The sequence below is a fragment of the Archangium sp. genome, assembly GCF_057119385.1.
In genome coordinates, this window is sequence record NZ_DBNGVP010000128.1 from 1 (window position 1) to 24,152 (window position 24,152).

The 24,152-nt window shown below is 70.2% G+C and carries 22 protein-coding genes and 1 rRNA gene; 12 read left to right on the forward strand and 11 right to left on the reverse strand.

Annotation, left to right across the window (positions count from 1 at the left end):
* Together rrf and AC16DP_RS31360 are read left to right on the forward strand one after the other, a co-directional pair.
* Positions 1-64, forward strand: a 5S ribosomal RNA gene (gene rrf / locus AC16DP_RS31355); the annotation flags it as partial.
* Positions 65-265: 201 nt separating this feature from the next.
* Positions 266-712 (forward strand): hypothetical protein, encoded by a 447-nt coding sequence (locus tag AC16DP_RS31360; RefSeq protein ID WP_329732807.1) that lies wholly within the window; start codon positions 266-268, stop codon positions 710-712.
* A 27-nt stretch (positions 713-739) separates the two neighbouring features.
* Here the strand turns inward: AC16DP_RS31360 and AC16DP_RS31365 are convergent, their stop codons facing one another.
* Positions 740-943, reverse strand: a complete 204-nt coding sequence (locus AC16DP_RS31365) for a SlyX family protein (protein WP_329732808.1) — start codon at positions 941-943, stop codon at positions 740-742.
* A gap of 69 nt (positions 944-1,012) precedes the next feature.
* Here AC16DP_RS31365 and AC16DP_RS31370 point away from each other — a divergent pair, with 69 nt between their 5' ends.
* Positions 1,013-1,309, forward strand: coding sequence for a hypothetical protein (locus AC16DP_RS31370; RefSeq protein ID WP_329732809.1), 297 nt, complete (start codon positions 1,013-1,015; stop codon positions 1,307-1,309).
* A gap of 138 nt (positions 1,310-1,447) precedes the next feature.
* Here AC16DP_RS31370 and AC16DP_RS31375 read toward each other — a convergent pair whose 3' ends face one another.
* Together AC16DP_RS31375 and AC16DP_RS31380 are read right to left on the reverse strand one after the other, a co-directional pair.
* A complete protein-coding gene (locus AC16DP_RS31375; RefSeq protein WP_329732810.1) occupies positions 1,448-2,359 on the reverse strand; it encodes a tetratricopeptide repeat protein in 912 nt (303 codons plus the stop codon).
* A gap of 229 nt (positions 2,360-2,588) precedes the next feature.
* Positions 2,589-2,936 (reverse strand): putative signal transducing protein, encoded by a 348-nt coding sequence (locus tag AC16DP_RS31380; RefSeq protein ID WP_329732811.1) that lies wholly within the window; start codon positions 2,934-2,936, stop codon positions 2,589-2,591.
* Between the two features lie 237 nt (positions 2,937-3,173).
* Here AC16DP_RS31380 and AC16DP_RS31385 point away from each other — a divergent pair, with 237 nt between their 5' ends.
* On the forward strand, positions 3,174-5,135 hold the full coding sequence (locus AC16DP_RS31385; RefSeq protein WP_329732812.1) for a sensor histidine kinase: 1,962 nt from the start codon (positions 3,174-3,176) through the stop codon (positions 5,133-5,135).
* Between the two features lie 33 nt (positions 5,136-5,168).
* On the opposite strand, the gene AC16DP_RS31390 is transcribed toward AC16DP_RS31385, so the two are convergent.
* On the reverse strand, positions 5,169-5,594 hold the full coding sequence (locus AC16DP_RS31390) for a hypothetical protein (RefSeq protein WP_329732813.1): 426 nt from the start codon (positions 5,592-5,594) through the stop codon (positions 5,169-5,171).
* A 338-nt stretch (positions 5,595-5,932) separates the two neighbouring features.
* Between AC16DP_RS31390 and AC16DP_RS31395 the strand changes: the two genes are divergently transcribed.
* Together AC16DP_RS31395 and AC16DP_RS31400 are read left to right on the forward strand one after the other, a co-directional pair.
* The gene (locus AC16DP_RS31395; RefSeq protein ID WP_329732814.1) at positions 5,933-7,654 is read left to right on the forward strand and encodes a glycerol-3-phosphate dehydrogenase/oxidase; all 1,722 of its coding nucleotides are present in this window, start codon (positions 5,933-5,935) and stop codon (positions 7,652-7,654) included.
* 184 nt (positions 7,655-7,838) lie between these two features.
* On the forward strand, positions 7,839-9,677 hold the full coding sequence (locus AC16DP_RS31400) for a S8 family serine peptidase (protein ID WP_329732815.1): 1,839 nt from the start codon (positions 7,839-7,841) through the stop codon (positions 9,675-9,677).
* Positions 9,678-9,753: 76 nt separating this feature from the next.
* Here AC16DP_RS31400 and AC16DP_RS31405 read toward each other — a convergent pair whose 3' ends face one another.
* From AC16DP_RS31405 to AC16DP_RS31415, 3 genes are all read right to left on the reverse strand, one after another.
* Positions 9,754-10,392 carry a DsbA family protein gene (locus AC16DP_RS31405; RefSeq protein ID WP_329732816.1) on the reverse strand — a complete coding sequence of 213 codons (639 nt, stop codon included), beginning with the start codon at positions 10,390-10,392 and terminating at the stop codon, positions 9,754-9,756.
* A gap of 134 nt (positions 10,393-10,526) precedes the next feature.
* The gene (locus tag AC16DP_RS31410) at positions 10,527-11,021 is read right to left on the reverse strand and encodes an anti-sigma factor family protein (protein WP_329732817.1); all 495 of its coding nucleotides are present in this window, start codon (positions 11,019-11,021) and stop codon (positions 10,527-10,529) included.
* The gene (locus tag AC16DP_RS31415) at positions 11,018-11,638 is read right to left on the reverse strand and encodes an RNA polymerase sigma factor (RefSeq protein ID WP_329732818.1); all 621 of its coding nucleotides are present in this window, start codon (positions 11,636-11,638) and stop codon (positions 11,018-11,020) included. Before AC16DP_RS31415 ends, AC16DP_RS31410 begins: the two co-directional genes overlap by 4 nt.
* Positions 11,639-11,827: 189 nt before the next feature.
* Between AC16DP_RS31415 and AC16DP_RS31420 the strand changes: the two genes are divergently transcribed.
* Positions 11,828-12,787, forward strand: a complete 960-nt coding sequence (locus tag AC16DP_RS31420) for a hypothetical protein (RefSeq protein ID WP_329732819.1) — start codon at positions 11,828-11,830, stop codon at positions 12,785-12,787.
* A 116-nt stretch (positions 12,788-12,903) separates the two neighbouring features.
* Here the strand turns inward: AC16DP_RS31420 and AC16DP_RS31425 are convergent, their stop codons facing one another.
* Positions 12,904-14,247, reverse strand: coding sequence for a hypothetical protein (locus AC16DP_RS31425; protein ID WP_329732820.1), 1,344 nt, complete (start codon positions 14,245-14,247; stop codon positions 12,904-12,906).
* Positions 14,248-14,440: 193 nt separating this feature from the next.
* Here AC16DP_RS31425 and AC16DP_RS31430 point away from each other — a divergent pair, with 193 nt between their 5' ends.
* Positions 14,441-15,283, forward strand: coding sequence for a hypothetical protein (locus AC16DP_RS31430; RefSeq protein WP_329732821.1), 843 nt, complete (start codon positions 14,441-14,443; stop codon positions 15,281-15,283).
* Between the two features lie 56 nt (positions 15,284-15,339).
* On the opposite strand, the gene AC16DP_RS31435 is transcribed toward AC16DP_RS31430, so the two are convergent.
* Together AC16DP_RS31435 and dgt are read right to left on the reverse strand one after the other, a co-directional pair.
* Positions 15,340-17,181 (reverse strand): hypothetical protein, encoded by a 1,842-nt coding sequence (locus AC16DP_RS31435; RefSeq protein WP_329732822.1) that lies wholly within the window; start codon positions 17,179-17,181, stop codon positions 15,340-15,342.
* 202 nt (positions 17,182-17,383) lie between these two features.
* Positions 17,384-18,796, reverse strand: coding sequence for a dGTP triphosphohydrolase (dgt, locus tag AC16DP_RS31440; protein ID WP_329732823.1), 1,413 nt, complete (start codon positions 18,794-18,796; stop codon positions 17,384-17,386).
* 294 nt (positions 18,797-19,090) lie between these two features.
* On the opposite strand from dgt, the gene AC16DP_RS31445 reads away from it, so the two are divergent.
* Positions 19,091-20,818, forward strand: a complete 1,728-nt coding sequence (locus AC16DP_RS31445) for a lamin tail domain-containing protein (protein ID WP_329732824.1) — start codon at positions 19,091-19,093, stop codon at positions 20,816-20,818.
* Between the two features lie 216 nt (positions 20,819-21,034).
* Positions 21,035-21,292: a GON domain-containing protein gene (locus AC16DP_RS31450; protein ID WP_329732825.1), complete on the forward strand. Its 258-nt coding sequence runs from the start codon at positions 21,035-21,037 to the stop codon at positions 21,290-21,292.
* Positions 21,293-21,339: 47 nt separating this feature from the next.
* Here the strand turns inward: AC16DP_RS31450 and AC16DP_RS31455 are convergent, their stop codons facing one another.
* The gene (locus AC16DP_RS31455) at positions 21,340-22,431 is read right to left on the reverse strand and encodes an alkene reductase (RefSeq protein ID WP_329732826.1); all 1,092 of its coding nucleotides are present in this window, start codon (positions 22,429-22,431) and stop codon (positions 21,340-21,342) included.
* 55 nt (positions 22,432-22,486) lie between these two features.
* Here AC16DP_RS31455 and AC16DP_RS31460 point away from each other — a divergent pair, with 55 nt between their 5' ends.
* Both AC16DP_RS31460 and AC16DP_RS31465 read left to right on the forward strand, forming a co-directional pair.
* Entirely contained in the window at positions 22,487-23,458 is a 972-nt protein-coding gene (locus AC16DP_RS31460) for an AraC family transcriptional regulator (protein WP_329732827.1), read from the forward strand.
* A gap of 94 nt (positions 23,459-23,552) precedes the next feature.
* Entirely contained in the window at positions 23,553-24,137 is a 585-nt protein-coding gene (locus AC16DP_RS31465) for a superoxide dismutase (protein ID WP_329732828.1), read from the forward strand.
* The last annotated feature ends 15 nt before the right edge of the window (positions 24,138-24,152 follow it).

Sequence of the window (24,152 nt, forward strand, 5' to 3'; positions counted from 1 at the left end):
TAAGCCCTCCAGAGCCGATGGTACTCCGCGGGAAACCGCGCGGGAGAGTAGGTCGCTGCCGGATTTTTTTTGAAGGCCCCGAGTCCTCACATCACGTGAAGACTCGGGGCCTTCGCCTTTGCGGGCTGCTGCATTTCTCCGCTCCGCGTGTGTCTTTCCGCGGCGCAGTGCCTTGCGCGACACCCTTTCCATCTTCGTGCTGGCGATGCTTCTCCAGGCTTGCTTGATTGGTGTTCCACCCTTCAAGTCCAGGAGCTCGTCGCCCATGAAGCAGCTGCTGCGTCCCGTCCTCGGTGGTCTCCTCGCCCTCGCCGTCCTGCTGGCCCCGGAGCGCGCCGAGGCGGCTGACTTCCGGCTCACCCTCGGCGGCGACTACCAGATCGACACCGGCGCCTTCTTCCACCTCACCGGCACCGTCGACTTCATCTTCGTCGGCCCCCTCTCCATTGGCACCCGCTTCGGCGCCCTCCTCACCACCTCACCCAATAGTCTCGGCGTCCCCCTCGACCTCAGCCTCCGCTTCAACCCCAGGCGCACCCCCCTCTACGTGGAGGTCCTCGGCGGCCCGTGGATCTTCTTCGAGGGCGATGTCTTCCGTGCCCATGGCGCCTTCGGCTTCGGCTACCAGGGCCGCTCCGTCAGCTTCGGCCTCGAGGTCGGCTACCTCCAGCCCAGGCCCCATGTCGGTCTGCGCCTCGGCTGGCGCTTCTAGTCCCCGCCGGACCTGGTCCGGGCGCGATCAGTAGTGCGGCGGTTTCTCGTGCTGCCTCGCGTCCACCAGGCCCGGCTCGCCCTGCAGCTTCTTCTTCAGCTGCTCGACTTCCGCCCTCAGCAGGTCCAGCTCCCGCTGCTGGGCGTACAGCACTTCGCTCAGCTCCTGCAGCAGCTCCTGCTGCTGCATGTAGCGCAGCTCCAACTCCACGATCCGCGACTCGTCTTCCATCCCCCTGGGATAACCCGGCCTCCCGCTCGTTGTCCCGTGTCGCGGTTCCGTTGCCCTCTGGCTCTCTCCATGGATGCCTCCCGCCACCTCCTCCGCGCCCGTGAGCTCCTCGCGCGCGGCCGGCCCGAGCTCGCTGAGTCCGCCTTGAGCGATGCCATCGATGCCTCCGTCCAGGCCGAGGACCTCGTCATGCTCACCCGCGCTCGCATGGCCCTGGGTGAATTGCTCTCCTCCGAGGGCCGCCACGACGAGGCCATCCCCTTCCTCCAGGCCGTCGTCCGCACGGAGATCGCGGATGGATCCGTCGATCTCGAGGTCAAGGCCGCCGCCCGGTTGCTCCGGCAGATCCGCGGCATTCCCGAGTGAGTTGACCCTCACCCCAACCCTCTCCCAGAGGGAGAGGGGGCATACACGGGCTCAACCTGGGATGCTCGATACCCTCACCCCGTCCCTCTCCCGGAGGGCGAGGGGATATTGGGATTCTTGGGGCTCGGGATTGCCTGGTTACGGCGTGCGGCAGGCGCTTCTCACCGCGTCCATCCGCTCCGGAAAACGTCTCTCCAGGTCCATCCTCGTCGCCCTCATGTCGTCCAATCGCCCTGTCTGTCTTTGAATCTCACACAGCGCCGACAGCGGTCTCATGTCCGACATGTCCAGCCGATCCGCCTCCCTCAACGCCTCCTCCGCTCCCTCCACGTCTCCCACCCGGTACGCCGCCATCCCCAACTGGTAGTGCCCCATCACCAGCCCCGGCTCCTCCTCCACCGCCCTCGCGAACAGCTCCCTCGCTTCCTCCATCCTCCCCTGCGCTACCCTCACCAGCCCCTCCTCCACCCAGGCCCTCGCCCTCCCCAGGGTCTCCTCCAGCTTCTTCAAGACCTGGATCGCTTCCTCTCCCCGGTTCGTCGCACTCAGGAGCCTCGCGTACCTGAGCCCCACTCCCGCCTCCCCCGGCGCCTTCCCGTACGCCTCCTCCACCGCCTTCAGCGCCCCCGCCAAGTCCCCGTCCCTCTCCGCGAAGTCCGCTCGCAGTAGCGCCGCCCTCGCATCCGCCGGCGCCAACTCCGCCGCCCTCGCCAGCGACTCCTCCTCGCACCGGTTCATCCGCTGCCCGTGGCATACCCGCGCCAGCAAGAGCTGCGTCTCCACCTCCCCCGGCTCCAGCCTCTCCGCTTCCTTCGCCAACTCGTAGGCGTCCAGCGGCGCTCCCTCCAGCAACAGTTCCGCCGCCCCCCTCAGGTGCGCCCCCGTCGTCTTCGGGTTCTCCTTCAGCTTCTTCAGCACCTGCGCCCGTTGCACCGCGTCCGGTATCGCCTTCGCGATCGCCAACTCCTGCTCCGGCATGTTCCTCGGCAGGAACAGCGGGATCAGGTGCACCCCGAAGGCCACCAGGCAGGCGATCAGCACACTCTTCATGCCCCGCTCGAGCCACCAGTGGCGCGGCCTCCCCGGCTCCCCCGGCACTTCCGGGAGCTGCTCGGGGCCTCGGTCCTTCCGGCTCTCTTCGGCGGGCGGCGGTACGTTCAACACGGCCCTTCGACTCTAAGGGACTCGCCTCCCCCTCCGCAGCGCCCCTCGCCCGCTCCCCTGGTCACTGCCCGACACCTGGTGCCAGCAGCAATCAGTCAGGCTCATCCCCCTCGCCTCAGGACACCGCCCGCAGCCGCGGCCTCGGCGTCTCCGGCAACTCCTCCCCACAGCTCCAGCACAGCTCGAAGTTCCCCGGGTTCTCCTCCCGGCACTTCGGACACTCCACCTCCCTCACCGCCTTCTCCCCATCCCCCTCCACCTCCTCCAATAGCTCCCTCGCCCTCTCCACCTCCTCCTCCGGCACCCACAACTCCACCCATGTCTCCGTGCTCGGGATCTCCCCCGCCAACGGTGTCAGGCTCTCCCCTCGCACCTCCACCGACAACCCCGAGCCCGTCAGCAAGCCCGCCCTCAGCCGCGCCTCCCCCGCCGTCCGGTGCACCGAAAACCTCACTCGCTTCATCCCCCCTCTCTACCCACCCGCCCTCGCCCCCCGCAACCCGCCTCCTCCCGTCCTCCCAGCCCCCTCCCTGGCCCCCTCCTCGGCCAGCCGCTTACACTGTCCCGGTTCAGGGGGGGTTTTGTGCCCGGTTTAGAACTCACTCGGGAAGGGGAGGGGACTTCTCCGGTTCCCTCCCGGCGTTCCTCCATCTATCCGTTGCCGCATTCCGTCCCCCCGTCGCTTCCCCCCGGAGACGCCGTGGCCTTCCTTCCCAGCAGCTCCTCCCAGCCCCAGGGCTCGCCCCCCTGGGCCCGCTTCGGACTGGCCCTGCTGCTCTCCGGCCTCGCCTTCTCCCTCCAGTGGCTCCTCGCCCCCTGGCTCGCTCCCTCTCCCTCCTTCTTCTTCCTCTCCTCCATCCTCCTCTCCGCCTGGCTCGGCGGTCCGGGTCCCGGTGCCCTCGCCACCGTCCTGGCCCTCGTGCTCACCTCCGTCTTCTTCCGCACCCCGGGCCCCCCCTCCCACCTCCTCCTCTCCAGCGCCCTCTTCACCGGCGTCTCCGCCTTGATGATCCTGGTGGCCTCCCGCGTCCGCCGCCTCCTCCACGAGGCCCATGACGCTCGCGCCTCCGCTCAGGTTCACGGCCAGACCCTCTCCACCACCCTGCGCAACATCGGCGACGCCGTCCTCACCACCGGCCCCGATGGGCTCGTCCGCTTCATCAACCCCGTCGCCTCCTACTTCACCGGCTGGCGCGAGTCCGATGCCATCGGCCAGCCCCTCTCCCTCGTCCTCCGCCTCGTCGACCCCTCCTCCCGACAGCCCCTCGACTCCTCCCGCTTCGCCTCCGCCGAGCCCCGCCCCGTCCAGCTCGGCCACCCGGCCCTCCTCCTCTCCAAGAACGGCGCCGAGCTCCCCATCGAGTACTCCTCCGCTCCCGTCTCCCACCCCCACGGCCCCTCCCTCGGCACCGTCATCGTCTTCCGCGACATCTCCGCCCGCTTCCGCGAGGACCACGAGCGCGCCCAACTCCTCGCCCGCGAGCACGACGCCCACCTCGAGGCCGAGTCCCAACGCGAACGTCTCGAGACCCTCTTCATGCAGGCCCCCGTCGCCATCTGCCTCACCCGCGGCGAGGACCACGTCGTCGAGCTCGTCAACCCGCTCGGTCAAACCCTCGTCGGCGAGCTCCTCACCCCCGGCCGCTCCGTCCGCGAGTCCTTCTCCGGGTTGGATCCCAACCTCCTCCACCTGCTCGACGAGGTGTACCGCAAGGGCACCCCCTTCACCGGCCATGAGGTCCCCCTCCGCGCCGACTTCTCCGGCTCCGGCCACCCCGAGGTGAAGTACTTCGACCTCACCTGGCAGCCCTGGCGCGGTCATGCCGGCGAAATCCTCGGCACCATGGGCCTGTGCGCCGAGGTCACCGAACAGGTGCTCGCCCGCCGCGAGGTGGAAGCCCTCGCCTCCGACCTGCAGAAGGCCCTCCAGATTCGCGATGACTTCCTCTCCGTTGCCTCCCATGAGCTCAAGACGCCCCTGACCTCGCTCCAGCTCCAGTTGCAGCTGCTCTGGCGCTCGCTCCCCGAGACCGGCCCCGATGGCCAGCCCCATCCCGCTCGCAAGCGCATCAAGGCCACCCGCCGCCCCGCCGAACGGCTCCACCAGCTCGTCAACAACCTGCTCGATGTCTCCCGCATCCGCGCCGGCCGCCTCGCCCTCGAGCACGAGACCGTCGACTTCGCCGCGCTGCTTCAGGATGTCGTGACTCGCGCCGAGGCCGATGCCGCCGGCGCCGGGTGCCGTCTGCTCCTGCACGCCGAGGCCCCCGTCATCGGCCGCTGGGACCGCCTCCGCCTCGAGCAGGTCGTCACCAACCTGCTCTCCAATGCCATCAAGTACGGCGCCAACCACCCCGTCGAGATGACCGTCGTCCAGGATGGCGACCTCGCCCGCCTCACCGTGCGCGATCACGGCATCGGCATCGCCCCCGAGAACCAGGCCCGCATCTTCCAGCGCTTCGAACGCGCCGTCTCCGAACGCCACTACGGTGGGTTCGGCCTCGGGCTGTGGATCGTCAAGCAGATCGTCGAGTCGCTCGGCGGTGACATCCGCGTCGAGAGTCAGCCCGGTCAGGGCGCCACCTTCTCCGTGGCCCTCCCCCTCGAGCCGCCTCCCAGCGGCCGCTCCGACTCCGCCTCCGTCTCCCACGCCGCCAACTGAGACTCTCGCGTCTCCCTCGGGCGTGGGCCGGGCCTACTCCTCCTGGCGCAGCTCGTGCGGCAAGACCGCGTGCGCGTGCCTCGGCGCCCTCAGGTGCAGCTCCTCCGTCAGCAGCTCGTCCAGCTCCTCCAGCAGCTCGTCGTACGGGGAGCCGTCACCCCGTGCCCGCTGGCCCGCGTGCGCCTCCAGGCGGACCCTCGGCGCCTCCTCGTCCTCGAACGCCAGGCTCACCGCCATCCCCCTCGGCCCCCCCGCCACCGGCTCCACCACCGCCGGCGCGGGTTGCCGCTCCGCCTCCTCCACCAGCGGGCCCAGGCGCTCGAGCTCGTCCGCCGTCAGCTCCCGCTCCACCACCGTCTCGCCCTGCTCCAGCACCCTCAGGTGCCTCAGCCCCTCCAGCCGCACCGCCTGCGCCCCCGTGTTCGTCCTCCCGCTGCGCTCGTACGTCACCGTCTTCACGCTCCACCTCCCCCAGCTCCGGACCCGCAGGCTCCGCTTTCCTGCTCTCCGCCTTGTGGAGGTAGTCACTCCTCCTTCTCCTCGCAGCTCGCTCGCTCCCTTTCCCACAGTGTCTCCTCTTGGGGGCAGAGGGGGGAACCCGGGGTCCGTGGCACCCTCACCCCGTCCCTCTCCCGAGGGGAGAGGGGAAATGGGCGAGGGGATATTGGGGACGTTGGGGCTCCAAATGTTCGTCTTCCCTCACCCCAACCCTCTCCCAGAGGGAGAGGGCGTTGACTCTGACGCACCGCGTTCGCTTCCTGCTGCTTCGCCCGTACCCTCGCCATTACACTCCCGCCGTGCGTCCTCAATCCGCCGCCCTCTCCTCACCCCTCTCCCCCAGCGACTCGCTCGCCGTCGCTGCCCCCTCTCTCCCCCAGCCCCCTCGCCCCCGCTCCGAGCGCCTGCTCGCTCTCTCCTCCTCCGAGTTCGACCTCCTCGTCATCGGCGGCGGCGTCACCGGCTCCGGCATCGCCCGCGATGCCTCCCTCCGCGGCCTCCGCGTCGCCCTCGTCGAACGCGAGGACTTCGCCTCCGGTACCTCCAGCCGCTCCTCCCGCCTCATCCACGGCGGCGTCCGCTACCTCGAGCACGGCCACCTCGGCCTCGTCTTCGAGTCCTCCATCGAGCGCTACCGCCTCCTCCGCCTCGCTCCCCACCTCGTCCGGCCCCTCCCCTTCGTCTGGCCCGTCTACGAGGGCGCTCGCATCCCCCGCTGGAAGCTCGCCGCCGGCCTCAAGCTCTATGACGCCCTCGCCCTCTTCCGGAATGTGAAGGGCTCCCGCAGTCTCAACGCCTCCCAGGTCTCCCAGACCGTCCCCGGTCTGCGCACCGACGGTCTCCGCGGCGGCTCCCGCTACTACGACGCCGCCACCGACGACGCCCGCCTCACCTTCATCAACGCCCTCGCCGCCTCCGAGTCCGGCGCCATCGTCCTCAACCACGTCTCCGTCCGCTCCCTCGTCATCCAGGACGGCCGCGCCCGTGGTGCCCACGTCGTCGACTCCCTCACCGGCCAGCCCCTCACCGTCCGCGCCCGCGTCATCGTCAACGCCACCGGGCCCTGGTCCGACGAAATCCGCAAGCTCGATGCCGCCAACGGCGGCGGCCCCACCGTCCGCGGCTCCAAGGGCGTCCACATCGCCGTCCCCCGCGAGCGCCTCCCCACCGACTGCGCCCTCACCCTCCTGTCCCCCGTCGACGGGCGCGTCATGTTCATCATCCCCGCGGGCACCCACACCATCATCGGCACCACCGAGACAGCCACCCGCGCCCACCCCTCCGAGGTCCGCGCCAGCGTCTCCGACGTCGACTACCTCCTCACCTCCGCCAACGGCTTCTTCCCCAACGCCCACCTCGTCCGCGACGACGTCGTCAGCGCCTGGGCCGGCATCCGCCCCCTCGTCGCCAGCGGCTACTCCGGCTCCGGCGACGCCGGCAGCGCCAGCCGCGAGCACGCCATCCACACCAGCCCCACCGGCGTCCTCGCCATCTCCGGCGGCAAGCTCACCACCTACCGCGTCATGGCCCGCGACATGGTCGACGCCGTCGAGCACGCCCTCGGCCTCCCCCACCGCAAGGCCCCCACCCACTCCCTCCCGCTCCCCGGCGGCGACATCCCCTCCTTCGACGCCGAGCTCGCCTCCGCCCGCTCCTCCGTCGGCCGCGAGGACACCGCCCTCCACCTCGTGCGCGCCTACGGCGGCCGCTGGCGCCAGGTGTGGGCCCTCACCCGCGAGCAGCCCCTCCTCGCCGAGCCCCTCGCTCCCGGCCTTCCCTACATCCGCGCCGAGGCCGTCCACGGCGTCTCCCACGAGCTCGTCCACACCCTGTCCGACCTGCTCGTGCGCCGCCTCAAGGTCGCCTTCGAGACGAGAGATCTCGGCCGCGCCGCCGCCCGGCTCGCCGCCTCCGACATGGCCCCCCTGCTCGGGTGGAGCCCCCAGGACGTCGAGCGCCAGCTCGCCGACTACTCCCGCGACGTGGAGCGGCTCTTCGGCATCGACCCCGCCGACGCCTGACGTCCACCAGCCCTCATCCGCCGGGGGTTCCCCCGCTCGTCCTCCCTACCGTCCGGCAGCCAGACGGCCTACCGTGGTTCAATACGGAATGGGCCCGTCCTCCAGGCGTTCTGCGGGCCCTTGTCCTCCGCCCGGTACCGCCAGGCGGTGCCATTCCCCCGGACGGGGGTAAGGAGACGTACATATGAGGCGATTGGTGCTGTTGGGCCTTCTGGGGCTGGGTGTGAATGGCTGTGCCGTCGAACCCACCGACGGCCCCGAGCAGCAGGAGAAGCCGCTCTGCCCCGAGCTGGTCATCTCGGACCTGAGCCGCTCCCCCGGCCAGCAGCTCCCGGTGAGCACGGCCTCCTCCGCGCTGCGCCCGGCGTCCACCGCCGCCCAGCCCGTGCTGGTGCGCTTCCGCTCCAAGGCCGGCATGCGCTCGGCCACCGCGCTGCGCCAGCGCGAGGACAAGCTCCGCCAGGCCGGCGGCCGCCTCAAGTACCACTGGCCCTCGCTCGACGCCGCCGCCCTCTCCCTCACCCCCGAGGCCCAGGCCCGGCTCGCCCAGGACCCCGACGTCCTCTCCATCACCCCGGACCGGCCCGTGCACGCGCTCGGCCTGCCGCCCTCCGTGCCCGCCGCCCTGGCCGCCGTACCCGAGACTCCCGCTGCCCCCTCCGAGTCCACCTGGGCCGTCCGCATGACCGGGGCCAACGAGGTGTGGGACGCCGATGGTGACGGTGTGTTCGACTCCGGCGCCGTCACCGGCTCCGGCATCACCGTGTGCGTCATCGACAGCGGCATCGACCGCAACCACCCCGAGCTCAAGGTGACGTACGCCGGGGGCAAGGACTTCATCGACGACGACGACAACCCCGAGGACAAGGACGCCTCGGGCGCGTGGGGCGGCGGCCATGGCACCCACGTGGCCGGCACCATCGTCGCCCAGCTCGGCTCCGGCGGGCAGGTGGACCCCAACGACGCCACCCTCAGCAGCAACGGCATGGTGGGCATGGCCCCCGGCGCCAGGCTCCTCGTGGCCCGCGTGCTCGATGAGCGCGGCGATGGCCGCACCTCCGACGTCATCGCCGCCCTCGAGTGGTGCGGGGAGATGAAGGCCAACATCGTCTCGCTCTCGCTGGGCTCGTCCACCCCGGACGAGACCGAGGAGAAGATCTTCCAGGAGCTGTGGGACGCGAACATCCTCGCCGTGGCCGCCAGCGGCAACTCCGGAGACCTCTCCCCGTACACGCCCATGTACCCGGCCGCCTACAGCACCGTCATCGCCGTGGGCGCGGTGAAGCCGGACATGAAGCACGCCAGCTACTCGCAGGGCGGCGAGCACCTGAGCCTCGTGGCCCCCGGCACCGGGGTGTACTCCACCTACCCGCGGGGCAACTCGCCCTTCGCGAACCTGGTGGCCGACGGCACCTTCTACAAGTCCCGCTCGCTCGACTACGTCCCCTTCGAGGAGTACGAGGGCACGCTCGTGGACTGCGGCCTGGGCGCGAGCATGCGCTCGTGCCTCGGCGCCAGCGTCGCCTGCTCGGGCTTCGTCGCCTACGTGGACCGCGGCGACATCCGCTTCAACGAGAAGGTGAAGAACGTGCGCTCGCAGGGCGCGCGCGCCGTCATCATCGGCAACAACGACCCCGCCGATGACGACGAGCTGGGCTTCACCCTGGGCAACTCCGCCGAGTGGCCGCCCGTGACGGCCGTGACCACCACCACCGCGCAGCTGCTCCGCGGCCAGTTCGGCAAGACGGTGCGCGTGGGCATCCGCGGCGGGGACTACGCCTACAGCACCGGTACCTCCATGGCCACGCCCCACGTCGCCGGCGTGGCCGCGCTGGTGTGGAGCGCCAACCCCAACCTCAAGAACTCCGACGTGCGCCGCATCCTCGAGAGCACCGCCAAGGACCTCGTGGATGCCGAGGGCTCGCCGGACTCCGCCGTGGGCAAGGACCCCGTCTTCGGCTACGGCCTCGTGCAGGCCCTGCCCGCCGTGGAGCAGGCCCTCCGCGAGGCGCAGAACCCGTAGTTCCGGGACGCTCGTGTCCCCTGGCGCTCCCGTGTCCCGCGGGAGCGCCCACGCCCGGCCCGGAGCCTCGCGGCCCTCAGCCCTCGAGCTCCGCGTCGATGGCCTCGATGAACTGCTCCACCGGGCGCGCGCCCACCAGCGCCGTGTCGTTGACGAAGAAGGTGGGCGTCCCCGACACGCCGCGCTGGCGCGCCTCCGTCATCTCCGCGTCCAGGTAGTTGTCGTAGGCGCCGCTGTCCAGCGCGCGCTGGAAGGCCTCCACGTCCAGCTTCAGCTTCCTGGCCAGCTTCTCCAGCGACTTCCGGTCCAGCTCCGTCTGCTGCTGGAAGAGCGCGTCGTGGAACTCCCAGAAGCGGCCCTGCTCCGCCGCCGCCATGCTCGCCGCCGCCGCCAGCCGCGCGTTCTCGTGGAAGGGCAGCGGCATCTGCCGGAAGACGATGCGAATCCTGTCCCCGTACTTCTCGCGCAGCTGCTTCAGCGTGTTGCCGCCCTTCGCGCAGAAGGGGCACTGGAAGTCCGACCACACCTCCACCGTCACCTTCGCGTCCGCCGGGCCCTGGCTCGGAGCCTCCCGCCGGGGCGTGGCCGCTCGCGGCGCCGCTTCCTTGGCCACATGGCCCTTGGGGCAGTTGCCATCACAGGCCTCGGCCGACGACACCGGGACAAAACCAGACACGAACGCGCCAACGAGCGCGGCGGTGAGCATGCGCTTCATGAGTGACCTCTTGTATGGGTTGGATTGGCCAGGCCCCCCTGGGGCCGGCGGCGGCTTCGTCCCGCTCGCCCCTGGCCCTCATGAGTGACGCGTGCGGCGCGCGAGTTTCAGCGCGCCATTTTCCACTTCATTTCTCAGGGCAGCGGCCGCGCGGGCGACGCCAGCAGGCACGCCCCGAACGTCGCCTCCACCCGCGCCACCGCCTCCACGCTCGGGTCCATGCACGCCGGCACCCGCGCGATGGACACCATTCCCTCGCTCCACCCGTCCTCCGAGGAGAACCCGCCGTGCGACGTGGAATGCGAGCGCGGCGCCATGCTCAGCGCCATGAAGGCCACCGCCGCCGCCGCTCCCATCATCGCCACCCAGCCCCGGTGCTCCCGGTGGGGCGGACGCGCCACGGACGCCGGACGCAGCTTCGCCTCCAGCGCCTCGAAGCGCAGCGCCGGACGCGCCGGCATCCGCCGGGCCCGCTGCGCCATCCACCCGCGCTCCGTGCGCAGCCACGCCAACGCCCTCGTGCACGTGGCACACGTGGCCGCATGCGCGCTCACCCGCTCGGCCTCCTCCGCGGAGAGCTCTCCTGCGAGCAGCGCGTCCAACTCCGACTCGCGGCAGGGGGTGCTCATGACCGTCCTCCGTTCCCCATGTGCCCGGCGAGCCGCTCGCGCAGCTGCAGCCGTGCACGGTGAATCTCGTTCTTCACCTTCGGCAGCGACCAGCCCATCACCTGGGCGATGTCCTCGTACGCCAGCCCATGATCTATCCGCAGCAGCAGCGCCGAGCGCCGCTCCTCGCGCAGCTCCCCGAGCGCCTCCGCCAACAGCCCCTCCATCTCCCGGTCCAGCAACAGGTCCTCCGGCGTGGGCGAGGGCAGGGCGGCCTCCAGCAGCGGCTCGTTCTCCTCGGAGCCGATGTCCAGGTGCGTGCCCCGCGTCCGGCGCGACTCGAGGTAGATGTGGCGCGCAATCCCCAGCAGCCACGAGGCCAGGCGCGCATCGTCCCGCAGCGCCCCGAGCTTCCCGTGCGCCCGAACGAAGGTCTCCTGGGTGGCCTCGTCCGCGGCGGCATCGTCCCGGAACAGGTCTCTCAGGAAGCGCCACACGGCGGGCGAGTGCTGCTCGAAGAGCGTGCGGAAGGCGACCGGGTCCCCCCGGCGCGCACGCGTGAGCAGCCGGCGCTCGGCGTCGTCGGCCGAGGACGCGCCGCCCACCAGGGGCAATCGGACCGCGAAAAGGTGGCTCACGCGCCGTGGTGACATGAAGCCGCCGGGAGTTTCACCGCTCGTTCTCTTTCATGCCGGCCCGGTGCGTCAATCCGGACACGCCCGCTCCGAGAGCCGCCAGGGAGGCGGGGTGCCGCCTCGGGCCGGGTGTGTCCCTCCGAGAACAATTCCCACCTTTCGCCACGGGGAGGGGTCAACGAGGAGAACGGCATGCGGAGAGCCATCTGGATGGCGCTGGCCTTCATGGGGACTGCCCCTCTGGTGGCCCTGGCGCAGCAGCAGAACACGGGAAACACCCCGGCGGCGAGCCCCTCGGGCGCGGCCAGTATCGATCGGGGACAGGATACGACAGCCATCCAGGCTCCCGGGTCGCCCGGGCAGCAGTCGGCCGGGAGCATCGGGACGGGCCAGGGCCAGCCGGCGACCGGAGGCGGCGCGGGGACACAGGGCACCACCGGGCAGACCGGTGGGGCAGGGGGCTTCGGTGGGGCAGGGGGCTCGGGGATGGGCACCGTGGGCAGTGGCACGGGCGGCGGTGGAACGGGCTCGGTGAGCGGTGGCGGTACCGGAACGGGCAGCACCGGGGTGAGCGGCGGCGGGGCGGCGACCGGGCGTGGCGGTGGCGAGCAATCCGCGATGCAGCGCGAGTTGACCACCCTGCGCCAGCGCGTCTCCCGCCTGGAGGCCGAGGTGGATGCCCTGCGCGGAACGGGTGGTGGAGGAACGGGCGGTGGGGTCACCAGCGGCCCTACGCCGGGAGTCGATACCGGCACCCCGGGCCCGGACCCGGAGGACATGAAGATCGAGGGTCCCGTCACCGTGGCCACAGCGGTGTTCGATGGCCGCGTGGTCGACGTCACGAGCAAGCACATCGACATCGTCGATACCTCGGATGGCACCTTCTACCGCCTCGCCGTCGATGACCAGACGCGGGCCTTCGTGGGGCCGGACCTCAAGCGCATCCCCGTGGACCAGATCTCCGAGGGAACGACAGTGCGCACCTCGTTCGCGCTCATCTCCGGTGGCGAGTACGCGCGGAACATCGTCACGCAGCCCCAGCGGGCACAGCAGCAGCAGGGGCCGCAGGGGCAGCCACAGCGTCAGCAGCGGCAGGGACAGCCACAGCGCCAGCAGCCGCAGCCGCAGCAACAGCAGCAGCAGCAGCGCTAATCCCTTTCAGGGACAATATCCCCTCTCCCGGAGGGCGAGGGGAGAGGGCCTCGGGTGTCAGCACATGGCAACTGGTCCGATTGTTGGACCAGTTGGTACGCCGCGCCGCCGGAACCTCAATCGACTTCCAGCAGGTCCAGTGACTGGATGAGGGGCTGGGGCATCTGCCACAGCCCCGCCTGGTTCCGGTATCCGACGTCGAAGGCATCCAGGATGGCGGGCCAGCGATCCTCGAAGAGCGCCCAGTTGTACTCGGTCGGCTTCGAGGTGAGGAAGTTGTGGTCCCGGTCCGGTTGCCGATCGGCGTAGTCGCTGAACTCCCAGGCGACGGGCCCCAATGGCAGACGCAGTGTCGGCGTCATCGCGTGCATGAGGGCGTCGCGGGGCACCTCGCCCGTGCGCGGGGTGGCCGGCGTGAAGGCCGGCTGCACGGCGTTGTGCTGCTCGTGCCACGCCAGGTAGTTGTTGGCGAAGCCGATGAGTGCATTGCGCTCCGGGCCCTCCGCCGTCCGCCGCGCATCCTCGAACAGGGCGAAGGCGGCCACGAGCAAGCTCCGTCCCCCCACCTCGGGCAGCACGGTCGCGAAGTGCGTGGGCTGGGGCGAGTCCTTCACGTGCTCGAGTGCGTACTCCCGGGCCCGCCGCGCCTCGCCCACGGAGGCTCCGTCCAGCGCGAAGCCCTCCACCACCTGGAGCGGCTTCACCTCGTTCCCGCCCGAGCGCCCGCGCCACTCGAGGTACGCACGCGCCGCCGTGGCGATGTCCCCGTAGATGGCCACGTTCCCATCGAGCAGCAGCTGCTCCAGCGTGCGCACCACCGACTCGGCCTTGTCGAGCGGCAGGGCGCCCGGCGCGTCATGGAGCACGCGAGCCATCCGCCAGGTGGTGATCCACAGGGTGCGCGGGTCCGCGAGCACGTCCAGATTGGCCGCGCTCAGCAGTGTGCCCAGGGAGGCGGCCACGTCATGCGACAGGCCGAAGAACCGCAGCGTGCCCGCCACCTTCTCCGCCACGAGGCGATCCGGACCGGAGAGTCCTCCGCGGTCGAGCGCCCGCTGGATGGAGGGAGAGGGCTCGCCCTGGGCGGTGTCGATGATGGCCCGGGCGAGGTACGCACCGAGCATCCCCTTGCCCGCCTCCAGCGACGCGTGGGGGGCGAAGGCGAACCAGTTGCACAGGACGCGGCTGCTCCCGCCGGGCTGGTACCCGGGCTCGAGCAGGGCCTGCAGCTCATGGGCGAGCTGGATGTAGCCCTGGGTGATGCGGTGGTTGATGTCCAGCGCGCGGGACGAGTCGGCCACCAGCCAGGGCGCGGGCTCGCGGAGGACGTTGCGAGGACGCGAGGCCTCCAGGCGGACCGAGGGCTCGGACGAAGCCGGCGAGGGCAGGGGACCGGATGCGCCGGTGCCTACCGGAGTGATACCGCCTGGGTTGCTGGACGAAGGATCCTGGTTCGACAAGCGCTGAGCCCCCATGTGCCACGCGAGACCGGCCCAACACACGGAGGTGGCATCCGTGTGCCGGGAGCCTCCTCGGAGGCTCGGAGAGCGGCCGATGCACCGCTCCGTTCGTCCCGTGTCCCCGGCTCCGAGCCGGTTGCTCGCGGACGTCCGCCGCCCAACGTTCTACACGGAAGAAGGGAGCGCGGCGTAGATGCGGAAGCCGACCTGGTGGGATTTGGGAATCGCGGTGCTCGGACTGGTGCTCGTGTGCAGCGCCACGCAGGGCGTGTCTCTGGCGCAATCTCCGTACCCCGAGGGCTCCGTGGGTGATGTCACCCAGGACACGCGCATCACGGGGACGTCGGACGGGATGGGCTCGGACCAGGGGCTGACGACCGGCGATACGACGGCCCAGACGGGCACGACGGCCCAGACGGGCACGGGCGGCTCCGGGACCGGTGACACCACGCAGGACACGGGGACGGGGACGCAACAGCTGTCGGCGCTCGAGACCCAGCAGCGGGTGGAGATCGCCCGGTTGCGCGCGCAGGTGGCCACCCTCGAGCAGCAGGTCGCGCAGATGCGGGTCCAGCTCGCGCGGGCCCAGGCGGCCCAGGGCACGGGCACGGGCGGCAGCGGCCAGGACATGGGCACGGGGGGCAGCGGGACCGGGAGCTCCGCCGCCGGCAACTCGAACGCCGAGGCGCCCGAGGGCACCCCGGGCATCGGCTACTCCACGGCCGAGGGCGCGGGCGGTGGCGGTACCGCGGGCAAAGCGGCGGACACCCGCAGCGAGGGCGTCGCGGTGGCCAATGTCATCCACCGGGGCCGCGTGCGCTCGGTCACCCCGCAGCAGCTCGTGCTCGACGAGGAGGACGGAGGTACCAGCACGCTGTCGCTCGCCCGGGACGTGCGCGTCACCCAGGGGCGCCAGCAGATGGCCCTGAAGAACCTCAGCGAGGGCACCCTGGTGCGCACCTCCGCGGACCTCTATGCCCGCGGCAACCCGGTGACGAGCATCGAGGTGCTGTCCTCCCCCAAACCCAGGAAATGACAACGCCCCCTCCCGGTGCGCGGGAGAGGGCGGAGTCCTTCATTCACGCAGACTGACTACGGGCAGAGGAAGCGCACCCGGTAGTCCTGGCAGATGCCGTCGGGCTGCTGCGAGTTGACGCACACGCCACCGGAGAGCGAGCAGCTGTAGACCTCGCCCGTGCTGGTGTACGGGGCGCCGCCGGCCGTCTGGCACTCCACGCCGACGGGGTTGGAGCAGACGGAGTAGCCACCGGCGATGAGATCGGACAGCGTCTCGTAGTCACCGCTGCCACCGGGGGCGTCGCGGTTGAACCAGCCCGTCCACGTGGGGGTGGAGCCGTTGACCTGGATGGAGCGCGCGGTGGTGGCGTTGAGCTGCCGGCCCCACGAGTCGCTCAGCGCGGTGAGCTGCAGCGTCTTCGCGCCGCTGGTGGACCAGGCCTTGCCCGCGGCCGTGGCGGTCTGCGGCGCGCCGCTGACGTTGGTGGAGGTGCTGTCACCCCAGTCGAAGCGGTAGTTCACCGTGTCCCCGTACGGCCAGCAGGGGCGCATCTTCGCGGTGTAGCCCGTGGAGGTGTTCACGTTGGTGCTCGCCGGGCCGCCAATCATGGGGCGGATGGCGCTCGAGCCGCCGCTGATGAGGTCCCAGAACTTGATGTTGCGGCGCTGGGTGCTCCACAGGTTGTTCCACTGCGTGGGGTTGCCGCCGAAGGCCGAGGCCTGCGCGGTGATGAAGAGCCGCCAGTCGAGGTTGAAGGTGAGGGCGCTCACCGTCTCGTTGATGCCGTTGCCATCCGCGTCACCACAGGCGTTGCCGTAGTAGCCCCACAGGTCGCCGTACAGGTAGGGACGCACGCCCACCTGCGCATAGGCGAGCCACTCGGAGTACAGGTAGGCGCGCACGGCCACCTGCACCCAGACGGTGGGGTACACGCGGCCCGACACGCTGCCCGTCAGCGGCTGCAGCGAGTTGCCGCCCAGGTTGTAGTTGGCCCAGCCGCCGCACCCGCTCAGCGTGCAGGTGTAATCGAAGGCGCCCGTGGCCGTCTGGTTGCCGTTGTAGTTCACCTGGCCGGTGACGCTCGCCGACACGTCGAGGCCCAGGTTGATGGGCAGGTTGAAGCCGATGTGCACCGGCACCGGTCCGATGAAGAAGTTCAGCGAGCCCAGCGACGGCTTGGCGATCTCCTTCTGCCAGCTCCAGTTGTAGCTCAGCGTGCCGTTCACCGACGAGCCGTTGGCCACGCTCACGTTGCCCCAGGCCCGCGCGTGCTGGAAGTTCACGCCGTAGGGCACGCACACCCAGAAGATCTTGTGGCGCTTGACCTTCATCACCACCTCACCCGTCGCGCTGCCGTTGATGTTGCCCGTCGCGCTCAGGGTGCCCGAGAAGCCCGAGCCGAAGTTCTGGCTCGTGGAGATGGGCGTGTTGAGGGTGAAGCTCTTGCTCTTGCTGAACGTCTGGTCCGAGCACGAGCCGAACGGCCCCATCGTCTGCACGCCCGCCGGCACCTCCTCGTCCGGCGGCTCGGCGATGGCCTTCAGCGCCTCGGTCAGCTCGCCCTTCTCGTAGGAGAGGGCGATCTCATCGGCGATCTTCTTGTCGAGCACGAAGACCGTCTCGTCCTTGGTCTCGACGGCGGCCGCGGCCAGCTCCTCCTGGAGGTAGGGGTGCAGCGGCAGCTGGTAGAACGCCTCGCGCACCGTGCTCTTGATGTTGTAGATGTCCTGCGAGTAGTAGCGGCCGTCCCCATCCACGGCATAGCCGCTGATGTTCTTGAGCTGCCAGCCCGCGCCCTCGGCGAGCACCTTCTCCGCGTAGTACTTGTCCTCGGGCACTTCCTGCGCGAACGCGGCGCCTCCGGTGACGAACGCCATCCCCGTGCCGAGGCACAGGGCGAGATTCTTCCAGGTCATGGACTCTCCCCTCTTGGATGCTTGAAATGGACGCGCGAACACCTCTCACGTCTGGCTTTGTATTGCAAGCCTTCCGGTCAATTCCTGAATTGTTGCCCCGGAGGCTACAGAGGGGGAGTGGGGAGGTGGCCCCGGGTGCAACGGCAACCGTGTTGTCCGTGCGGCAACAGCCGGGTGTCTGGGATTGAGAAAAGGAGAGGGATTACTCCGGCAGCTTGATGCCGGAGAGCCGCTGGTAGAGCTCCACCGCGAAACCATCCGTCATGGCGGACACGTAGTCCGTCACGCACAGCAGCCGCTGGTAGGGCGTCAGCCGCTCGATGGCCTCGTCCCGGTTGTCCAGGTACGGCCCCGGGCGCTGGAAGAATTCGATGGGGAGGAGCTGCCGCAGCTTCTTCTCCTGGAGGTCCGGCGTGTCCGCGAGCACCGCGGGCGCGAACATGTCCAGCAGGCCGCCCAGCGTCTTGAAGCCCGCCGCCTCGATTTGCAGCACGCGCTCGCTCTCGTAGCCCTTGCGGCGGGTGATGCCGGTGATGGCCTTCAGCCGGGCGTCCACCTCCGGCCGGGCCGATACCAGCGACTGCTCGAAGCGCCCCACCTCCATTGCCTCCACGTGCTCCTCGAACGCCGCCACACACTCCTGGATGAGCGCGGAGATGGCGCCCGCCCGGGCCACGCCCATCCGCGACTCCCAGTCCACCTTCTCCTTGAGGGCCCGGAAGTGGCCGCTGAGCTCCGCCACGCTCTCCAGCAGCGAGCACGCCTCCTCCATGGGGATGAGGCCCAGCTTCGCCGAGTCCTCCAGGTCGATGAGCGCGTAGCAGATGTCATCCGCCGCCTCGACGAGGAAGGCCAGCGGGTGGCGGCTGAACACGTCCGGCTCGCGCTCGGTGAGCCCCAGCGTGCGGTACACCTCGCGCGCCAGCTGCGCGTCCTCCTGGAAGAAGCCGAACTTCTTCTCCGAGATGCGGCTCTTGTCCTTCGGGCGCCGCCCCGGCAGCACCGAGGGCCTCGGGTACTTGCTCATGGCCCCCACCGTCGCCACGGTGTAGCGCAGCCCGCCGTCCCGGTTGCGCGCCTGCAGCCGCGCGAGGATGCGGAAGCCTTGCGCGTTGCCCTCGAAGCGCAGCAGATCCTGTTCCTCGCTCCAGGTGGCGAACGGCCAGACCGGCTCCGTGCGCTCCTTGGGCATGCCAGACAGGAAGCGCTTGTCCACCCAGTGCTGGATGGCCGCCTCTCCCGAGTGGCCGAAGGGCGGATTGCCGATGTCGTGCGCCAGGCACGCCGCCGCCACGATGGTGCCCAGGTGCGGCGGCTCCACCTTCACGTCCCGCTGCTTCAGCGCCCGCCCCGCCAGCTGTCCCAGCGAGCGCCCCACGCTCGAGGCCTCGATGCTGTGCGTCAGCCGCGTGCGCGTGTAGTCGCTCGAGGACAGCGGAAACACCTGCGTCTTGTCGTGCAGGCTCCGGAAGGCGCTCGAGAAGACGATGCGGTCGTAGTCGACGTCGTAGGCCGTCCGCTCATCCCGCGTGTCCAGGGGCGGCCGATCCTTCTTGTCCCCCACGCGGTGCGGGGAGAGGAGCTGCTGCCACCGTTCGGTTCGTTGATTGCTCACAGGTGCCTCGTGCCAGGCGGCGGTGGGGGGGACCGCGCCATCCTGCGGTGGGGGCACCCCGGGGCAAGTTTCCCGGCGGCCCTCGGGCGGCGGTCCATCGAGAGGCCAGCATGCCCCAGGGGTCCCACGTCACACCGGCGGTGACACCGGCACGGGCTCCGCCCCCGCCAGGACCCGGTGACCCGTGAATCGAGCACGGGGTTTTTCCAGCCCCGCAGGTGAATTTCGCGTGGATTGAATTTTGAGAAAATAGATGCTTCCTTGGTGCCTCCCCCCCAGCCGAGGAGGCGTCGTATGAAGAAACTGCTCCGGTCCCTGTGTTTCGCCCTGCCCGTGATCGGGCTGATGGAGCCCGCCAGCGCGTGGGCCCAGACGAAGGTGCTGTTCGAGGCGATGCACGCGCAGACGGCGGGCAACGCGGATTGGGTGCTGGACGAGGACACGTGCGGCACGGCCCAGCGCTACCCCACCCCGGCGCAGAGCGGCATCACCGCCACCACCCCCGAGACGTACTGGGGCGGCGCCTACTCGGCCTTCGGCGTGGCCCTGGTGAAGAAGGGCTTCTCGGTGGAGAGCCTGCCCACGGGCAGCCGCATCACCTACGGTGACACCAGCAACGCGCAGGACCTCAAGAACTACAAGGTCCTCATCCTGCCCGAGCCCAACATCCGCTACACCACCGCAGAGCGCACGGCCATCCAGGCCTTCGTGAGGAACGGGGGCGGCGTGTTCCTCATCTCGGACCACGGGAACTCGGACCGCAACAACGACGGCTGGGACTCGCCGGAGATCCTCAACGAGCTGATGACGGGCGTGTCCTGGGGCCTGCGCTTCCAGGTGATGGGCGAGCCGGACAACTGGTTCAACGACAACCCGAACTCGAAGTACACCACGGACACCACGTCGCCCATCGTCCACGCGGGCGCCTATGGCAAGGCCACCGTGGGCAAGGGCCTGGGCCTCTTCGGCTCCACCTCCATCACCCTGGACCCCACCGCCAACCCCAACGCCAAGGGGCACGTGTGGATGACCACCGGCACGGTGGGCGCCAACACGCGGGTGACGTTCGCCACCTCCACGGATGGGACGGGGCGCATCGCGGCCATCGGTGACTCCTCGCCCTCCGAGGACGCCACCAACGGCTGCGGCCACACCACCTACAACGGCTGGAACGAGACGCTGTACGACAACGCCCTCATCCACCTCAACGCCATGGCGTGGCTGGCGGGCGCGGGCAGCGGCGGCGGGAGCTCCGATACCACGGCGCCCACCGCTCCGAGCGGCCTGAGCGCCTCGGCCGTGTCCTCGAGCCAGGTGAACCTGAGCTGGACGGGCTCCACCGACAACGTGGGCGTGGCCGGCTACAACGTCTACCGCAGCACCGACAACGCCAGCTTCTCGGCCGTGGCGAGCGTCTCCGGCACCAGCCACTCGGACACCGGCCGCGCCGCGAGCACCACCTACTACTACCGCGTGACGGCCGATGACGCGGCCAACAACGAGTCCGCCGTCAGCAACACCGCCTCGGCCACCACTCCGGCCGCCACCAGCGCCGCCCGGGTCATCCTCAACGAGATCCTCGTCAACGAGCCCGGCTCCGATGTCACCAAGGAGTTCGTCGAGCTGGTGAACGTGGGCGGTGCGTCCATCGACATCGGCGGCTGGAGCATCTGGGACTCCACGGCGAAGCGGCACACCTTCGCCACGGGGACGGTGCTGGGGGCGGGCAAGGCCATCGTGGTGTTCGGCTCGGCCAGTGGCGTTCCCGCGGGGATGTCCAACGCCGTGGGAGCCTCCACCGGAGCGCTGGGCCTGGCCAACAGCGGGGACACCGTCATCGTGAAGGACGCGGGCAGCGCCACCGTGGACTCGTTCGCCGTCCCGAGCTCGCTGACCAGCACCGACGGCGTGTCCGCCAACCGCAGCCCGGATGTCAGCGCGACGGGGAGCTTCGTGCTGCACACCTCGCTCTCGACGGTGGGCTCGTCGCCGGGCACGCGCGCCAACGGCTCCGCGTTCTAATATCCCCTCAATATCCCTCAATATCCCCTCAATATCCCCTCTCCCCTCGGGAGAGGGTCGGGGTGAGGGTATCTGTCCCTGTTCTCCAACCCGTGGACCCCCCCTGTGGACAGGGGGTTCAACCCGGGATGCGTGGCACCCTCACCCCGTCCCTCTCCCGGATGGCGAGGGGAAATGGGCACGGTGTCAGCCTGAGGGGGCTCAGGCCGGCTCCCGATGTGCCCAGCGCAGCAACCGGCCTTTGGCGAGGCGGGAGACTGCGTCGCCTTCAACTCCTCGACGGGCAAGGCCAACGTGGACCTGAGCGGGCTGCCCTTCGCCGTGAGCGCGACGTGGAAGACGGCCGGCTGGTACGCGGCCGGTGGGTACACGAAGTCCTCGAATGACCAGATCGTCAACGTGAGCGGCGGCGGCTTCTGCGGCGCCACCGCCGTCGACGGCGCCCTGACGGTGCGCTACCAGTACTACCAGTAGTCAGCGCTCCGGGCGGGACGGGCGGTGGGAGCACCTGGCTCCCACCGTCAGCCCAGTGCGGGGTAGTCGATGAGGCCCTTCTCCTCGCCGGTGAAGAAGGTGGCGGAGTCCGGGGTGTTGAGCGCGGCCCCCCTCCGGTAGCGCTCCACCAGGTCCGGATTGGCGAGGAAGGGCACGCCGTAGGAGACGAGCTCCGCCTCGCCCCGGGAGAGCGCCGCCTCTCCCGTCTGCGCGTCGTAGCCGCCGTTGACCATGAACGTGCCCGGGAAGGCCTTGCGCAGCAGCGGGGAGATGCGCTGCTCCGGGCTGGGGGCGCCCTGGCCCGACACGGCCTCGGTCACGTGCAGGTAGCCGAGCCCCAACCGGCCCAGCTCGCGAGCCATATGGGAGAACGTCTCGGCCGGGGTGGAGTCCGTCATGCCCGCGTAGGGGAAGGGCTGCGGGGCGAGCCGGTAGCCCACCCGCTCGGCGCCCCAGACGCCCACCACCGCGCGAGCCACCTCCAGCGGGAAGCGCGCCCGGTTCTCGATGCTGCCGCCGTACGCGTCCGTGCGCTGGTTGGAGCCATCCCGCAGGAACTGGTCCAGCAGGTAGCCGTTGCTGCCGTGCAGCTCCACGCCGTCGAAGCCCGCCTCCTTCGCATTCACGGCCGCGAGGCGGAACTGCTCGACGATGCCGGGCAGCTCGTGGGTCTCCAGGGCGCGCGGCGTCACCATGGGCGTCCTGCCCTTGAAGGTGAAGACCTGGCCGCCCTCCACGGGAATGGCCGAGGGGGCCACGGGCAGCTGGCCGTCATGGAAGTCCGGGTGCGACACGCGCCCCACGTGCCACAGCTGGGCGAAGATGACGCCGCCCGCCGCGTGCACGGCGTCCGTCACCGCCTTCCAGCCCGCCACCTGCGCGGACGAGTGGATGCCGGGCGTGCGGATGTACCCCACGCCCTGGGTGCTGACCTGGGTGCCCTCGGTGATGAGGAGCCCGGCCGAGGCGCGCTGCGCGTAGTAGGTCACCGCCAGCGGGTTGGGCACGTTGCCCTCGACGAGGGCGCGGCTCCGCGTCATGGGGGCCATCACCATGCGGTTCTTGAGCTCGAGCCGGCCCAGGCGGAAGGGGGAGAAGAGGTGGGAGAGGTTTGCCATGGCCGGAAAATGCCCGGGCCGCTATGGACGTGCCATGACATCCAGTCCAAAAGAATTGACCGATCGTCCAGCCCCCCGGGACGAGCGGGTAACGGATGTGCTGGCGGAGGTGTTGGACTCGATGCGCCTGACGACCCTGGTGTACGGCCGCCTGGAGCTCCATGCCCCCTGGGGCATCCAGTTCCCGGAGCTGGCGGGGGCGCACATCATCGTCGTGGCCCGGGGGAGTGCCCGCCTGGAGGTCGAGGGGGTGGAGGGCGCCCTCTCGCTGTCGGCGGGAGACCTGGCGCTGCTTCCGCACGGGGGCGGGCACACGCTCCGGGACGCGGAGGGAAGCCCGGTCCACGTCCTCGGCAAGGGCTCCTGTGAGCGGGGGCATGACGGACCCGGGGTGTTCCGGCTCGGCGGAGACGGGGCGCGGACGGTGCTGGTGGTGGGGTCCTTCCGGCTCGGCGCCGCGTCCCGCACGCCGCTGTTCGAGGGGCTGCCGCGGGCCATCCACATCACCGCGGACCATGCCGAGGCCTCCCCCTCGCTGCCGGCGCTCGTGCAGCTGCTCATCACGGAGAGCGCCTCGTCCAGCCCGGGGGCGACGGTCGTCATGAGCCGGCTCGCGGACATCCTGCTCGTGCAGGCCCTGCGCACGCACATCGCGGCGGGGGCGTGCCGGGAGCGGGGGCTGTGCGCGCTCGGGGATCCCCAGATTCGCAAGGCGCTCTCGCTCATCCACGAGCGGCACGCGGAGCCGTGGACGGTGGAGAGCCTCGCGACGGCCGTGGCCCTGTCGCGCTCCAGCTTCGCCGCGCGCTTCAGTGAGCTCGTGGGGGAGCCTCCGTTGGAGTACCTGGCGCGGTGGAGGATGACGAAGGCCGCCCAGATGCTGCGCGAGGGCGAGCAGCCGCTGCTCCAGGTCGCGGAGGCCATCGGCTACCAGAGCGAGGCGTCCTTCAACCGGGCCTTCAAACGTTGGGGAGGCGTCGCTCCCGGCGCGTACCGGCGCGAGTACCGCCGGTCCGCGCCAATGTAATGACAATCCGCCAATCCATTGGCAAGGCCGCTGACATATGGACGGGGACCGGGTAGAGGGAGCAGAACCACTTCTCTGCTGAAAGGAAGTACCCATGCCGTTCTCGCTGCCCGAGCTGCCCTACAAGAAGGACGCCCTCGCCCCGCACATCAGCGCGGAGACGCTCGAGTACCACCACGGCAAGCACCACGCCGCGTACGTGAACAACCTGAACAAGCTGCTCGACGGCAAGCCCGAGGCGAACAGCTCGCTGGAGCAGGTCATCCTCCACAGCGAGGGAGGCGTCTTCAACAACGCCGCCCAGGTGTGGAACCACACCTTCTACTGGAACTGCATGAAGCCGAACGGTGGCGGGCTCCCCACGGGGGACCTGGCGGATGCCATCAAGCGCGACTTCGGCTCGTTCGAGCGCTTCCGTGAGGAGTTCGCCAACGCCGCCACGACGCAGTTCGGCTCCGGCTGGGCCTGGCTCGTGCTGGAGAAGGGCAAGCTGGCGGTGACCAAGACGGGCAACGCGGACCTGCCCATGAAGCACGGCCAGAAGGCGCTGCTGACCATCGACGTGTGGGAGCACGCGTACTACATCGACTTCCGCAACGCGCGTCCCAAGTACATCGACACGTTCCTCAACAGCCTGGTGAACTGGGACTTCGTGACCCAGAACCTCAAGGGCGCCTGAGCCGGTGCATCGCGC